The organism is Aestuariimicrobium sp. G57, from assembly GCF_050110855.1.
Taxonomy (GTDB): domain Bacteria; phylum Actinomycetota; class Actinomycetes; order Propionibacteriales; family Propionibacteriaceae; genus Aestuariimicrobium.
Window position 1 is genome coordinate 136,821 of sequence record NZ_JBNINW010000006.1, and the last position, 13,635, is coordinate 150,455.

At 69.3% G+C, this 13,635-nt stretch carries 15 protein-coding genes; 11 read left to right on the forward strand and 4 right to left on the reverse strand.

The window, feature by feature from the left end; genetic code table 11:
* Positions 1–86: 86 nt before the first annotated feature.
* Genes hemW through ACQCX5_RS13430 form a run of 5 tightly spaced genes read left to right on the forward strand, consistent with a single transcriptional unit; the run spans position 87 to position 5,375 of the window.
* The gene (gene hemW / locus ACQCX5_RS13410; protein ID WP_434542541.1) at positions 87–1,325 is read left to right on the forward strand and encodes a radical SAM family heme chaperone HemW; all 1,239 of its coding nucleotides are present in this window, start codon (positions 87–89) and stop codon (positions 1,323–1,325) included.
* A 31-nt stretch (positions 1,326–1,356) separates the two neighbouring features.
* Complete coding sequence (locus ACQCX5_RS13415) at positions 1,357–2,823, forward strand: NAD-dependent succinate-semialdehyde dehydrogenase (RefSeq protein WP_434542542.1); 1,467 nt, start codon at positions 1,357–1,359, stop codon at positions 2,821–2,823.
* A gap of 11 nt (positions 2,824–2,834) precedes the next feature.
* Positions 2,835–3,677, forward strand: a complete 843-nt coding sequence (locus ACQCX5_RS13420; RefSeq protein WP_434542543.1) for a DUF3097 domain-containing protein — start codon at positions 2,835–2,837, stop codon at positions 3,675–3,677.
* A complete protein-coding gene (locus ACQCX5_RS13425) occupies positions 3,670–4,578 on the forward strand; it encodes a hypothetical protein (protein ID WP_434542544.1) in 909 nt (302 codons plus the stop codon). The genes ACQCX5_RS13420 and ACQCX5_RS13425 overlap by 8 nt, the downstream gene beginning before the upstream one ends.
* Before the next feature lie 8 nt (positions 4,579–4,586).
* Entirely contained in the window at positions 4,587–5,375 is a 789-nt protein-coding gene (locus tag ACQCX5_RS13430; protein WP_434542545.1) for an inositol monophosphatase family protein, read from the forward strand.
* 17 nt (positions 5,376–5,392) lie between these two features.
* Here the strand turns inward: ACQCX5_RS13430 and ACQCX5_RS13435 are convergent, their stop codons facing one another.
* Positions 5,393–6,280, reverse strand: a complete 888-nt coding sequence (locus ACQCX5_RS13435) for an MBL fold metallo-hydrolase (RefSeq protein ID WP_434542546.1) — start codon at positions 6,278–6,280, stop codon at positions 5,393–5,395.
* Between the two features lie 110 nt (positions 6,281–6,390).
* Between ACQCX5_RS13435 and hrcA the strand changes: the two genes are divergently transcribed.
* Genes hrcA through tgt form a run of 4 tightly spaced genes read left to right on the forward strand, consistent with a single transcriptional unit; the run spans position 6,391 to position 10,616 of the window.
* Entirely contained in the window at positions 6,391–7,410 is a 1,020-nt protein-coding gene (gene hrcA, locus ACQCX5_RS13440) for a heat-inducible transcriptional repressor HrcA (protein ID WP_434542547.1), read from the forward strand.
* A 10-nt stretch (positions 7,411–7,420) separates the two neighbouring features.
* Entirely contained in the window at positions 7,421–8,611 is a 1,191-nt protein-coding gene (gene dnaJ / locus ACQCX5_RS13445) for a molecular chaperone DnaJ (protein WP_434542548.1), read from the forward strand.
* On the forward strand, positions 8,608–9,381 hold the full coding sequence (locus ACQCX5_RS13450; protein ID WP_434542549.1) for a 16S rRNA (uracil(1498)-N(3))-methyltransferase: 774 nt from the start codon (positions 8,608–8,610) through the stop codon (positions 9,379–9,381). Before dnaJ ends, ACQCX5_RS13450 begins: the two co-directional genes overlap by 4 nt.
* Positions 9,378–10,616 carry a tRNA guanosine(34) transglycosylase Tgt gene (gene tgt / locus ACQCX5_RS13455; RefSeq protein WP_434542550.1) on the forward strand — a complete coding sequence of 413 codons (1,239 nt, stop codon included), beginning with the start codon at positions 9,378–9,380 and terminating at the stop codon, positions 10,614–10,616. Before ACQCX5_RS13450 ends, tgt begins: the two co-directional genes overlap by 4 nt.
* Here the strand turns inward: tgt and ACQCX5_RS13460 are convergent.
* Positions 10,598–11,578, reverse strand: coding sequence for a helix-turn-helix transcriptional regulator (locus ACQCX5_RS13460; protein ID WP_434542551.1), 981 nt, complete (start codon positions 11,576–11,578; stop codon positions 10,598–10,600). The two genes, tgt and ACQCX5_RS13460, sit on opposite strands and share 19 nt — an antisense overlap.
* Positions 11,579–11,663: 85 nt before the next feature.
* Between ACQCX5_RS13460 and ACQCX5_RS13465 the strand changes: the two genes are divergently transcribed.
* Entirely contained in the window at positions 11,664–11,852 is a 189-nt protein-coding gene (locus ACQCX5_RS13465; protein ID WP_434542552.1) for a hypothetical protein, read from the forward strand.
* 19 nt (positions 11,853–11,871) lie between these two features.
* On the opposite strand, the gene ACQCX5_RS13470 is transcribed toward ACQCX5_RS13465, so the two are convergent.
* Positions 11,872–12,579, reverse strand: coding sequence for a queuosine precursor transporter (locus ACQCX5_RS13470; RefSeq protein WP_434542553.1), 708 nt, complete (start codon positions 12,577–12,579; stop codon positions 11,872–11,874).
* Positions 12,580–12,697: 118 nt separating this feature from the next.
* Here ACQCX5_RS13470 and ACQCX5_RS13475 point away from each other — a divergent pair, with 118 nt between their 5' ends.
* On the forward strand, positions 12,698–13,177 hold the full coding sequence (locus ACQCX5_RS13475) for a DUF5709 domain-containing protein (RefSeq protein WP_434542554.1): 480 nt from the start codon (positions 12,698–12,700) through the stop codon (positions 13,175–13,177).
* Between the two features lie 62 nt (positions 13,178–13,239).
* Here ACQCX5_RS13475 and ACQCX5_RS13480 read toward each other — a convergent pair.
* Positions 13,240–13,635 (reverse strand): HNH endonuclease signature motif containing protein (locus ACQCX5_RS13480; RefSeq protein WP_434542555.1); only part of this gene is annotated, 396 nt, incomplete at its 5' end.

Genomic DNA, 13,635 nt, shown 5'->3' on the forward strand with positions numbered 1-13,635 from the left:
CGGGTCACGGCGCGCACTCCGAGACACAATCGATGCCGAACTTCGCTGCGGGCGAACGTTGCACGCACCGCCTACCCTTGTCACTCGTGGGAGCTCAGCCGGACGGACTCGACGTACCACCCGGGGGACCGCTGCCCCCGGGGCACCAGGTCGACCCCTCGACCACGCTCAGTGCCTACCTGCATGTGCCGTTCTGCACCACCCGCTGCGGCTACTGCGACTTCAACACCTACACCGCCACCGAACTCGGCGAACCGGCGGACGCCCCCGGGCTCGGCATGTCCAGCTGGCTGCACGGTATGCACTCCGAGATCGACACCGCCGCCTCCCAGCTGCACGCCCTCGGCGACCAGCGCCCCCTGGGCACCGTCTTCGTCGGCGGCGGCACGCCCAGCCTGGTGCCCGCTGACGACATGGCCGGCCTGCTCGACCACCTGCGCACAGCGTTCGGCCTCGCCGCTGATGCCGAGGTCACCACAGAGGCCAACCCCGAATCCACCACCCCCGAATGGCTCGAAGGGCTCCGCGCCGGCGGATTCAACCGGCTGAGCCTCGGCATGCAGTCTGCCAAGCAGCACGTGCTCGCCCTGCTCGAGCGCCAGCACACGCCCGGCCGCGCGCTGCAGGTCGTCCAGTGGGCTCGCGAACAGGGCTTCGACGACGTCAGCCTCGACCTGATCATGGGCACCCCCGGCGAGAGCAGCGACGACTTCCGCGCCAGCCTCGAGGCCGTCATCGGCGCCGGTGTCGACCACACCTCGGTCTACTCCCTGATCGTCGAAGAAGGCACGCGCTTCGCCGCGAAGGTGCGGCGCGGTGAGATCCCGATGCCTTCCGACGACGACCACGCCGAGACGTACCTGCTCGCCGAGCAACTGCTCACCAGCGCCGGGTTCGAGAACTACGAGGTCAGCAACTGGGCCCGGCCACGCCCCGGGCGCGCCCACCGCAGCGTGCACAATCTCGCCTACTGGCGCTCCCAGGACTGGTGGGGCTTCGGCCCCGGGGCCCACAGCCACGTCAACGGCGTGCGCTGGTGGAACCACAAGCACCCCACCAAGTACACCCGTGCCCTCGCCGAAGGTGCCCCGGCCGCGGTCGGACACGAACTGCTCACTGGCGCACAGCGCCACGAAGAACGGGTGTTGCTCGAACTGCGCATCGCCGACGGCATGCCACTCGCCGAACTCGACCCGGACGAACGGTCGCGCCTCGACCCGTGGGTCTCTTCGGGCCACGCCGTCATCGCCGACCACCGGGTGCGTCTCACACTGCCCGGACGGCTGCTCGCCGACGGCATCGTGCTCGACGTCCTGGCCGGCTGACCCCCCCGACAACGCGACGTAGAGTCGGGACATGACCATCGCCGCAGAAGTCAACGTTGACCAGGTCCTCGCCGCCGTCCCGTCAGGCCAGTTCATTGCCGGCGAGTTCGTGCCCACCGGACGATCCTTCCCCGTGCTCAACCCCGCCACCGGCGAGGTGCTCACCGAGGTCAGCGACGCGGGCCCCGACCAGGCCCGCGCCGCCATGGACGCTGCCTGCGCCGCCGGCCCCGACTGGGCGGCGACTGACCCGCGCACCCGCGCCGAGCTGCTGCGCCGGGTCTTCGACCTGGTCACCGAACGCCAGCACACCTTCGCGGCCCTGATGACCCTCGAGATGGGCAAGCCACTGGCCGAGGCGCTGGGCGAAGTCGCCTACGGCGCGGAGTTCCTGCGCTGGTTCAGCGAGGAGGCCTGCCGCATCGAGGGCCGCTGGTCGACCGCGCCCAGCGGCGGCAACCGCATCGTCACCATGAAGCAGCCCGTCGGGCCGGTCTATGCCATCACGCCCTGGAACTTCCCGCTCGCGATGGGCACCCGCAAGATCGGCCCGGCCCTGGCCGCCGGCTGCACCGTGGTGATCAAACCGGCCTCGGCCACACCGCTGACCATGCTCTACCTGATGCAGGCCTTCGCCGACGCCGGGCTGCCCGCCGGGGTGCTGAACTGCGTGGTCAGCTCACGGTCGCGTGAGGTCTCCGAGCCCATCCTCGCCGATCCGCGGCTGCGCAAGCTCACCTTCACCGGCTCGACCGAGGTCGGTCGCTCGCTGCTGGTCCAGGCCAGCAACAACGTGCTGCGCACGTCCATGGAACTCGGCGGCAACGCCCCCTTCCTCGTGCTCGGCGACGCCGATGTCGACGCAGCGGTGAAGGGCGCGATGGTGGCGAAGTTCCGCAACAATGGTGAGGCCTGCACCGCCGCCAACCGGTTCTATGTGCACCGCGACGTCGTCGAGCAGTTCACCCGGAAGCTCGTCGCCGCCACCGAACAACTCGTGCCCGGCCCCGGCATCGAGGAGGGCACCACGCTCGGCCCGCTGGTCGACCAGGCGACGCTCGACAAGGTCGCCGAGCTCACCGACGATGCCGTGGCCAAGGGGGCCCGCACGTTGACGGGGGGAGCGCGCCTGGATCGTCCGGGGTTCTTCTTCGCACCCACGGTGCTGGGCGATGTGCCCCGCGACGCCCGGCTGCTGACCGAAGAGATCTTCGGCCCCGTCGCCCCGATCGTTGTGGTCGACGACGACGACGAGGCGGTGGCCCTGGCCAATGACACCGAGTTCGGGTTGATGGCCTACGTCTACGGTCGCGACATCGGACGCGCCATGCGCGTGGTCGAACGACTCGAATCGGGCATGGTCGGCCTGAACACCGGGCTGGTCTCGAACCCGGCTGCACCGTTCGGCGGCGTCAAGCAGTCCGGGCTCGGGCGCGAGGGCAGCCACGAGGGCCTCGAGGAATACCTGGAAACCAAGTACGTCGGCCTCACGCTGTAGCCTCGACTGTCGTGAATCGATACTCCGGTGACGTGCTCAAGCAGGGTTGGCGCAACGAGGGACGACCGACCTCACGCGATGTGCCCCTCGAGAAGGGACTGGTGGTCGAAGATCCCAGCAGCGGCTTCGTGGGGGCAGTCATCGGTTGGGAGAACGGCATCGTCGTGCTCGAGGACCGCCGCGGCACCAAGCGGTCATTCCCCGTCGGTCCCGGGTTCTGGATCGAGGGCAAACCGGTCGCGCTGCGCATCCCGCTGAGGCAGGGCACCAACAAGGTCACGTACACCGCCTCGGGGTCGAGGGCCGACGTCACCCCTGCCCAGCCGAAGGTGGCGCTGCCCAGCCGCATCTATGTCGAGGGACGCCACGACGCCGAACTGGTCGAGAAGGTCTGGGGCGACGACCTGCGCCACGTCGGCGTGGTCGTGGAGTTCATGGGGGGCATCGATGACCTGCCCGCGATCGTGCACGAGTTCGCCCCCGCTCCCGGGCGCCGGTTGGGTGTGCTGGTCGACCACCTGGTGCCCGGTTCGAAGGAATCGCGCATCGCCGCCGAGGTGGCGAAGGCCGGCTACCGCGACCTGGTGATGGTGACGGGGCACGACTACATCGATGTCTGGCATGCGGTGAAGCCGGCGGTCATCGGGCTGAAGAAGTGGCCCGAGGTGCCCCGCGATGTTGACTTCAAGAAGGGGACGCTCGCCGCGTTGAAGCAGCCGCACGACGACCAGAAGGACATCGCCACGTTCTGGCGTGCCCTGCTGGGGCGGGTCAAGTCCTATCGTGACCTCGACGGCAGGTTTGTGACCGAGGTCGAGAAGCTGATCGACTTCGTCACCGCCGACCATGTCTGACCAGCCCACGCTGCCGCCGCTGCACGTCATCGCCGACGACCTGTATTCCCGCGACCCGGCAGAGTTCATCGCCCGGCGCGATGCGTGGGTCAAGCAGGCCCGCACCATCAAACGACGCGACGCCGCGGACGAGATCAAGGCGCTGCGGCGCCCCTCCGTGGCGGCCAGCTACCTGAACCGAGCGGTCCGCACACCGCTGCCGACGCTGCTCGAATTTCTCGACCTGGGTGGGCCGATGCGCGAGGCGCAGGCAGCGCTGAGCGTGACCGAGCTCGCCGGGTTCGCAGCCCAGCGCCGCGCCCTCGAGGACCAGGTGGTCACGGGGCTGGTGGCGCTGCTGGCCGACCTGGGGGTGCAGCCCTCAGCGGCGAGCCTGGACGAGGTGCGCCTGACGCTCACCGCTGCGCTCGCCGACCCCGAGGCTGAGCAGGCGGTCCGGTCGGGCTGCCTGGCGCGTTCGCTCAGCTATGCCGGGTTCGGGCCAGTGGACCTCGACCAGGCGCAGGGCGCGCCACCCCGGCGCGACCGGTCACACCTCACGCTCGTCCCCGACCTGCCGGACGAGGCCGAGGCGGAGGCCGAACGCACCCACCGGCAGGCCGGACGCGCACACGACCGCGCCGTGAAGGTGCACGAGCGGGCAGTGCAGGCCCAGGCGAAGGCGCAGTCACATCGCGACGAGGCGGCCGCCCGGCGCGACCAGGCGCGTGCCGACCTCGAGGCCGCCCGCGCAGCCCTCGACCGGGCACAGGACCAACTCGACGTGGCCGACCAACGGCTGCAGGACGCCGACGAGGCCCTGGCCACCGCAGACCAGGACCGCGAGGACACCGCCCACGCCCTGGGGACCAGCGCCGATGCGCTGGCCGCAATTCGTGGGTCCGGGCACCCAACTGGTTGACTGGGGCCATGGACACCGAAGCTGTGCTGGACCTGATCCATCGAGTCGCCGACGAGGTGATCAACCCGCGTTTCCGGGCGCTGACTGCTGACCAGATCATCGAGAAGGACGGCCCCGGTGACCTGGTCACCGTCGCCGACCGCGAGGCCGAACAGGCCATCACCAGCGAGCTGGTCGCCCGCATTCCCGGCTGCGTCGTCATCGGCGAAGAGGCGACCTTCGAAGACCCCACGCTGCTCGACAAGGTCGCCAGCGCGCCCCATGCCTTCCTGGTCGACCCGATCGACGGCACCAAGAACTTCACCGAGGGCAAGGTCGAGCATGCCGTGATGGTCGCCGAGCTCAAGCACGGGGTGACCACGCGCTCGTGGATCCACCAGCCGGCGCTGGGCCACGACTACGTCGCCGAACTGGGTGGCGGCGCGTGGTGCGACGGTGTGCGGCTGGCCAAGCGCGAACCCGTCGAGGGCACCCCGCGCGGGCGCACCAGCCGCACGCGCGTGCTGCAGACCGACACCGGTGGCCAGCTCACCTTCGAGGGCAGCAAGTGGTGCTGCGGGGTCGACTACCCCGACATCGCGCAGGGCACCAACGACTTCCTGATCTACCTGAACAACAAGCCCTGGGACCATGCGCCGGGTGCGCTGCTGGTGGCCGAGGCGGGCGGCGGTGTCTACAGCTGGACCGGCAGCCCGTACGCCGCCGGCAACACCGAGAAGGGCCTGCTGGCGGTGGGCCACCCGAGCCTGTTGCCGACGGTCAAGAACCTGCTCGACCTGCGCATCGGCGCCGCCTGACTGGAGTCGTCCAGGAGCTAGAGCCGGCCCAGCAGCGGCAGCTGGGTGCGGGGCACCTGCCCGTGCCCGGCCAGTTCGGCATACAGCTTGGGCAGCGCCGCGGCGACCGTTGTGGTGCTGAACGGCCACTCCCACTCGGACGCGCCGGGGTGGGGGTTGCCGTCGGGCAGGGTGGGCGTCGTCAGCGCCTCGATGGCCTGCTCGAGGCGCACACCACGCTTGACCAACGCCTCGGCCGAGCCGTAGAGCATGCCGATGTTGGCCCGCTGTTCGAAGATGCCGACCCGGTTCGTCGCCGGCCCGTGCCCGGGCACATAGACCGTCTCGTCGGTGGCACCGCCCAGGATCCCGTCCAGGGCCATCGGCCAGGTCTCGATCGAGGATTCATCGCTGGTCTGGACATCGCCGGAGGTCTCGACCAGGTCTCCGGTGAACCACACCTTGCGGCTCGGCAGGTGCACCAGCACATCACCCTGGGTGTGGGCGGGGCCGAAGTGCAGCATCTCGACGCGCAACTCGCCCAGGTCGATGGCCTTGACCAGCGAGAAGGGGTGTGAAGGCGCTGCCTGGCCCTCGACGGCCGCGGCCGCCCCCACCAGCGACTCGTGGCCGTAGCTCGCGGCGTCGGGGTCCGACAGGTCGATACCGGCCAGCCCACCGAAGTGGTCTGCGTGGGCGTGGGTGATGACGACCCGGTCGACCGGGCGGCCTACCAGCTCGGCGGCCGAGGCGGCGATCGCGCGTCCCTGCTCGGGCACGGACCCCGTGTCGACGAGCAGCACATGCTCGGTGCCGACGACGAGGCCGACGTTGACACCGTCGGGCTCGCAGGCCAGCACCCACACGTCGTCGGCGACGGGTGTCCAGCTGCCGTTCGACCAGGTGTCCACTGACTTGTTTGGCACAGCCTTGTTTTGCACAGCCCCAGCCTGCCACGACTGCAGCGAGTCGTTGAATCGGAGTAGACTGGCACTCGTTTGCCATGAGTGCCAAGATGCCCGGGGGAGTGTAGGAGGTGAGTGCCGTGGACGACAGGAAGCTCGAAGTGCTGCGGGCCATCGTCACCGACTACGTCGACAGCCGCGAACCCGTCGGGTCGAAGGCGCTGGTCGACCGCCACCAGCTTGACGTCTCGCCCGCGACCGTGCGCAACGACATGGCCGTGCTCGAAGAAGAGGGCTACATCACCCAGCCGCACACCAGCGCCGGTCGAATCCCCACTGACAAGGGCTATCGCCTGTTCGTCGACCGGCTTGGCGAGGTCAAACCGCTGTCGGTGGCCGAGAAGCGGGCCATCAATGCCTTCATGACCGGTGCCGTCGACCTCGACGACATCGTGGGACGCACGGTGCGGCTGCTGGCCCAGCTGACCCGCCAGGTCGCGATCGTCCAGTACCCCAGCATGCAGACCGCCGTGGTGCGCCACGTCGAGCTGGTCTCGCTGTCGGTCGACCGGGCGCTGCTGGTGCTGATCACCTCGAGCGGACGCGTCGAGCAGCGGGTCATCGACCTGCCCGCCCACACCGAGGAACAGCTGGCCGCGTTGCGCGTTGGGCTGAACACCGCCGCGGTCGACCAGTTGCCCCAGAGGGCCGCCGAACGGCTGCAGACCGTGCTCGACGACGTCGCCTTCGACGACCGGGTGGCTGCGGCCACGGTGATCGCGACGCTGCTCGAGATGCTGGCCACCGACCCCAGCGCCCGCATCGTGGTCGCCGGGGTGCCGAACCTGACCCGGTTCACCCAGAACTTCGAGACGGCCGTGCAGCCGGTGCTCGAGGCGCTCGAAGAGCAGGTGGTGCTGCTACGGCTGCTGGGTGAGACCCGCGGCGGTGATGTCACCGTGCGCATCGGTCAGGAGAACCCATACGAGAACCTGCAGACCACCTCGGTCGTGACGAGCGCGTACGGTGACCCGGGGCACACCTGGGCCAGCTTGGGCGTGGTCGGCCCCACCCGGATGGACTACCCATCGACGATTGCCTCGGTGCGCGCGGTCGCGCGCTACCTGGGCCGCTACCTGGCGGAAGGATGAGCCAACCCTGATGAGTCGCGACTACTACGAGGTGCTCGGCGTTGACCGGGACGCCACCCCGGAACAGATCAAGAAGGCCTATCGCAAGATGGCCATGAAGGTCCATCCCGACGTGGCCAGCGACCCTGATTCCGCCGAGAAGTTCAAAGAGGTGCAAGAGGCCTACGAGGTGCTGCACGACGAGCACAAGCGTGCCGTCTATGACCGTGGGGGAGACCCCAACGGCCGCGGCGGGGGGGCTGGCTTCGACGGCTTCGGTGGTTTCGGCGGCGCGGGCTTCGGCGGTGCGGCGGGAGGCTTCGACTTCACCAACCTGGTCGATGCGATGTTCGGGGCGCAGGCCCAGCGTGGTCCGCGCTCGCGCACGCGTCGTGGTCAGGACGCGCTGGTGCGCCAGCAGCTCACGTTGGCCGAGGCGGCCTTCGGCGTGACCAAGCCGCTGACGATCGACACGGCGGTGCTGTGCCCGAAGTGTGCGGGCAGCGGCGCCGAAGAGGGTTCGGAGCCCATCACCTGCGCGACCTGCCATGGCCGCGGCGACGTGACCACCGTGCAGCGCTCGTTCCTGGGTGACATCCGCACCAGCCAGCCCTGCCCGGTCTGCCGCGGCTACGGCACCGTGATCCCGCGTCCGTGTGGCGAGTGCTCCGGTGAAGGACGCGTGCGCCACAAGCGCCAGATCAGCGTGAAGATCCCCGCCGGCGTCAACACCGGAAACCGCATCCACCTGGAATCGCAGGGTGAGGTCGGCCCCGGCGGCGGCCCCGCCGGTGACCTGTACGTCGAACTCGTCGTCGCCAACCACGAGGTGTTCAGCCGCGAAGGCGACAACCTCGAAATGGCGCTGCGCATCCCGATGACCGCCGCGGCGCTGGGCACCACCATCGAGGTGACCACCCTCGAGGCTGAACGCGATGACTCGGACGAGGCAGACCGCACCATCTCAGTCGAGGTGCCGGCCGGCACGCAGTCGGGCACCCGCGTCGGTGTCGCCAACCGGGGTGTGCCACACCTGCGTGGCGGTGGCCGCGGCGAGCTCGGCATCACGTTCGTGGTGCAGACGCCCACCAAGCTGAACGACCGCCAGCGCGAACTGCTCGAGCAGCTGGCCACCGAACGGGAAGAGACCAACGTCTCGCCAAGCGTGCACAAGGGCCCCAAGTCGGTGCTCGGACGCATCAAGGAAGCCTTCGGCGGATGAGTGACGCCCTCTACCTCGGCGACCCTGCCCGGCTCGCGGTCGCCGCGGTGGGCCAACCCCTCACGCTCGACGGTGACGAGGGCCGCCACGCTGCCACCGTCAAGCGCACCCGGGCCGGCGAGACCATCCTGGTCAGCGATGGCCTGGGCCGGGCCGCGCGGCTGCGGGTCACCGAGGTGGCAGGCAATACCGTGACCGGCGAGGTCATCGAGGTGGTCGTCGCGGACGCCCCAAGGCACACCTGGCGCGTCGTCCAGGCGCTGGCGAAGGGCGATCGCAGTGACCTGTCGGTCGAACTGCTCACCGAGGTGGGGGTGCACCACCTGACCGCGTGGCAGTCACAGCGCACCATCGTGAAGTGGGACAACAAGGCCGACAGGGGCCTGGCCAAGTGGCGCTCGACCGCCCGTGAGGCGGCCAAGCAGTCGCGCCGCAGCTGGGTGCCGCAGGTGCATGACCAGGTGGTCACCACGAAGTCGCTGGTCGCGCACCTGGCCGCTGTCGGTGGGGCCGGCGAGGGCGGGCTCGTGCTGGTGGCCCACGAAGAGGCCACCACCCCCATCAGCGAGGTCGTCCTGCCCCCGTCGGGGCCGGTGACCGTGCTGGTCGGGCCCGAGGGCGGCATCAGCCCCGACGAGCTGGCGATGCTGGTCGAGGCCGGGGCGCAGCCGGTGCTCGTGTCCGACGGGGTGCTGCGTGCCTCGACCGCGGGCGCCGTCGCGCTGGTGCAACTGCAGCTGCTCGCCGACCTGCAGGCGGCGGGCGAGTGAGCGACCAGCAGCACGCCTTTGGGTTCACGCATGGCGCGGTGCTCGACAACGGGCTGGGCCGCACCGGCACGATCACGACCCCGCACGGCCAGGTGCAGACCCCGGCCTTCATCGCTGTGGGCACCAAGGCCACGGTGAAGGCCGTGCTGCCCGAGTCGGTCGCCCAGACCGGGGCGCAGGCCGTGCTGGCGAATGCCTACCACCTGTACCTGCAGCCGGGCGCCGACATCGTGGACGAGGCCGGCGGGCTCGGCCGGTTCATGAACTGGCCGGGACCGACGTTCACCGACTCGGGCGGCTTCCAGGTGATGAGCCTGGGCGTGGGGTTCAAGAAGGTGCTCGCCATGAGCACCGAGCGGGTCACCGACGATGACGTGATTGCCGAGGGCAAGCAGCGGATGGCCCACGTCGACGACGACGGGGTCACGTTCAAGAGCCACCTGGACGGGACGAAGCACCGGTTCACCCCGGAGGTCTCGATGGGCGTGCAACACCAGCTGGGCGCCGACATCATCTTCGCCTTCGACGAGCTGACCACGCTCATGAACACCCGCGACTACCAGGTGGAGTCCCTGGAGCGCACCCGGCTGTGGGCCGAGCGCTGCCTGGCTGAACACAGCCGGCTGACGGCTGCGCGTGCCGAGAAGCCCTACCAGGCGCTGTTCGGGGTACTGCAGGGTGCCCAGTACGAAGACCTGCGCCGCAAGGCCGCCCGCGACCTGGGAGGCATGGACGTCGACGGACAGCGCTTCGACGGCTTCGGCATCGGCGGGGCCCTCGAGAAAGAGAACCTGGGCACCATCGTCGGCTGGGTCGCCGAAGAACTGCCCTTCGACAAGCCGCGACACCTGTTGGGCATCAGCGAGCCCGACGACTTCTTCGCCGCGATTGCCGCCGGCGCCGACACGTTCGACTGTGTCAACCCGTCGCGGGTGGCCCGCAATGCGGCCATCTACACCGCCGACGGGCGCTACAACGTGAACACGGCTGCCTCGCGGCGCGCGTTCGTCCCGCTCGAGGACGGCTGCGACTGCTACACCTGCCGGCACTACACCCGGGCCTACCTGCACCACCTGTTCAAGGCCAAGGAAATGCTGGCCTCGACGCTGGCCACGATCCACAACGAGCGGTTCACGGTGCGGCTGGTCGACAACATCCGGCTGGCGATGCAATCGGGTGACTTCGAGGCCTACCGCGACGAGTTCCTGGGCAGGTTCTACGGCTCGCGGGCCTGACGCGGTTGCAGGGTGGCGGCGAGCCGTTCGACCAGGTCGGCCATCGCCTGGCGCAGCTCAGGGCCGTCGTCGATCGTGAACGGGTGCGGGATCTCGGCCAGCCATTCCGCGGCGAACGCGTCGGGGGTGCTGGTGCTGCCGGTGAGCACGCATCGTCCGGGGTCGTCGGGGTCGGTGACCAGTTGGCCCATGGACGCGCCGATCCAGTGCCGCACCTGCTCGAGTGGGGCGTCAAAGGTGACCTTCACGGGGTAGCGCCAGCCCATGGCGAGATTGCGCTCGAACTCGGTGACGGGATCGAGGCCCTCGGGCACGTCGGCCTCGGTGCCGGTGTCGACCGGGTTGGTCACGCGGTCGATGCGGTAGGTGCGCACGGCATCGACGCGGTGCGAATGGCAGAGCAGGTACCACTTGCCGAAGCGCGCCACGATCGCCCACGGGTCGACCACCTCGCGCCACTGCCGGTGCTCGGTGGTGTAGTCGAGCTCGACCCGGGTGTGGGCGGCCACCGCCGCCACCAGGGTCGCGATCACCTCGGGGTCGGTGGCGATCGGTGGACGACTCGATGACGTGGCGGCGTGTTCGATCATCAGCGCCGCGGGGCGGCCCACCCGCTCGGGCAGGGCACGCACCAGCTTGCCCAGCGCCTGTTCGACGGGGTCGGACAGGCTGGAGCCGGCCTGGGTGCCGTCCAGTGCCGCCATCACCAGGCCCAGGGCCTCGGTGGCGGTGAAGAGCAGTGGAGGCAGGCGCAGGCCTCGTCCCAGTCGGTAGCCGCCGTAGGGCCCACGTTCGGATTCGATGGGCACCCCGATGCCGCGCAGCGTGGTGATGCTGCGCCGGGCGGCGCGTTCAGAGACGTTGAGTCGGGCGGCGATCTGGGCCGCGGTCACCCCCGGGTGTGCCTGCAGCAACTCGAGTGCCAGCAGTGCCCGCGCGGTGGGTCCGGCGTCGGGGAACATGACTGAATTCTGCCCCGGATTGTGTCCAGATTTCGTCCGGAACCACTCCTAGCGTGGTGAGCAAGGTCACAGTAAGGAGTTCGTCATGACCAGCATCACGTTGCCCGCAGTGCGCATCGCCAGGGCCGCACGCCGGGTCAGGCCATGGCGCCGGTGGTGGGTGGCAGCGCGGCGGCCGTCGGGGTGGGACCGTTTCGACACGGTGCATGGCGAGGCCATGGGGCCGGTCGGGGCCGGGGCCGAGCAGCACAGGTTGTACCTGCAGATGCGGTAAGCCTGCCTGGCAGGCATTCTCAGCGCTGGTGCAGCGCGGCCTGGTAGCTCGGCTCGCGCTGCTTCAGCCAGCCGATGATCAGCCGGGTCACTGGCACGAACGCGAACTCGACCAGCGTCTTCCACAAGAACCCGAAGAAGACGTAGTTCAGCCACTGGGTGATCGAGCTGATGCCGATCGCGGTGGCGGCGATGGTGCAGAACAGCAGCGTGTCGAGCAGTTCGCCGACGCCCGTCGAACCCATCAGCCGCAACACCAACGCGCGTTCGTGGGTGCGGGCCTTCATGCGGCTCATCACCCAGGCGTTCGACAACTGGCCGGCCAGGAACCCGGCCACCGAGGCGGCGACGATCTGCCAGACAGGCCCGAGCGCTGTTTCAAGGGCCGCCTGCTTGGCCAGGCCATAGTCGTCCGAGAAGCCGGGCAGCGCGATCAGCACCCAGAACGTGAGCACCGCAAGGATCGAGGCGCCGAAGCCGAGCAGGGTCGCACGGCGGGCCGCCCGGAAGCCGTAGACCTCGCTGATCACGTCGCCCACGATGTAGGCGATCGGGAACAGGAAGAAGCCGCCGTCAGTGATGATCGGACCCAGCTGCACACCCTTGGACGCGCCGATGTTCGACAGCACGATCACGACGGCCATCAGGGTCACGAGCACGTCGAAGTGGGACGAGCCACGCTGGGCATAGGCGGGGGTGGTGGTGGGGCGTTCGGCGGTCTGGGTCACCGGGGCATTGTAGTCGTCCCGGGCGGCCTTTCGCTGGTTCGCTGACAAGCCTGATTGTTCTGGTCGAGTTGGCGGGGGGTTGCTTGGGACAAGGGCAAACGGGTGGCAGAATCGGGTCATGGAAGCCACCTACGAAACAGATGAGGCCGCAGAAGACATCGTCGTCGACCAACTGCAGCCCGGGGAGACCCTGATCGATCGTGGTGTGGATGACGCCCTCGACGAGGGCATCATCGCCCCGTTCGACTGGTCACCGGCGCAGGGGTTCGGCAACACTGCGCGTGAAATGCGTGAGGGCGAGACCCTCGAGATGCGCATCAAGCAGGAAGTGCCCGAGGTCGTGTCCACCGACGACGAGCAGGACTGGAACCCGCTGAAGGAGCGGCGCCAGGTCGGGTCTGAGCGGGCCGGACGGCTCGTCGGTCACGATCATGGGTACGACTCCGTCGACCTCGAGAAGGAATCGATCGGTGAGGACGTCGGGTTCGCCGGCGGTGCTGCGTCGGCCGAAGAGGCCGCGATGCACATCATCAGCGATGACGACCTGGAGAACTCTGCCGAGGACGAGGGCGACCTCGAAGAGACTGTCGAGGTCTGAGGGCCCCCGCGGGCATGCCGGTGGCCCGCCGGGGTGCGGCGGGTGCGGCTGGGTGGGATCGCTCAGCTGGCCAGGGTGTCTTCCTCGCGTTCGGGGCGGGGCAGGATCTGTCCGGTGGGGTCTTCGACGAGCCAGGTGTGGCTGGGGGTGACGAGGTAGCCGAAGCCGAGGGGTGATTTCCAGAGGTAGGTGCCTGGGGAGGGTTGGGATAGGCGCCAGCCGCCGTGGGTTTTGGCGCGGTGCACCTTTCGGGAGAGTGGGGCGAGGTTGTCGGGCCTGGTCAGGGGTTGTTGGCCGGGTTGGGGTGGTGTCCAGGGGATGGTGTGGTCGAGGTCGAGCCCTCGTGAGGGTTTCTTGGAGAACGGGAAGGCTTCGCGGGGGTTGCGCAGCCGGACCCATTCCCGCATCCGGGCCGGCACGTGGTAGGCGTCGGTCGGTGCGAGCTCTTCCGGGTTCAG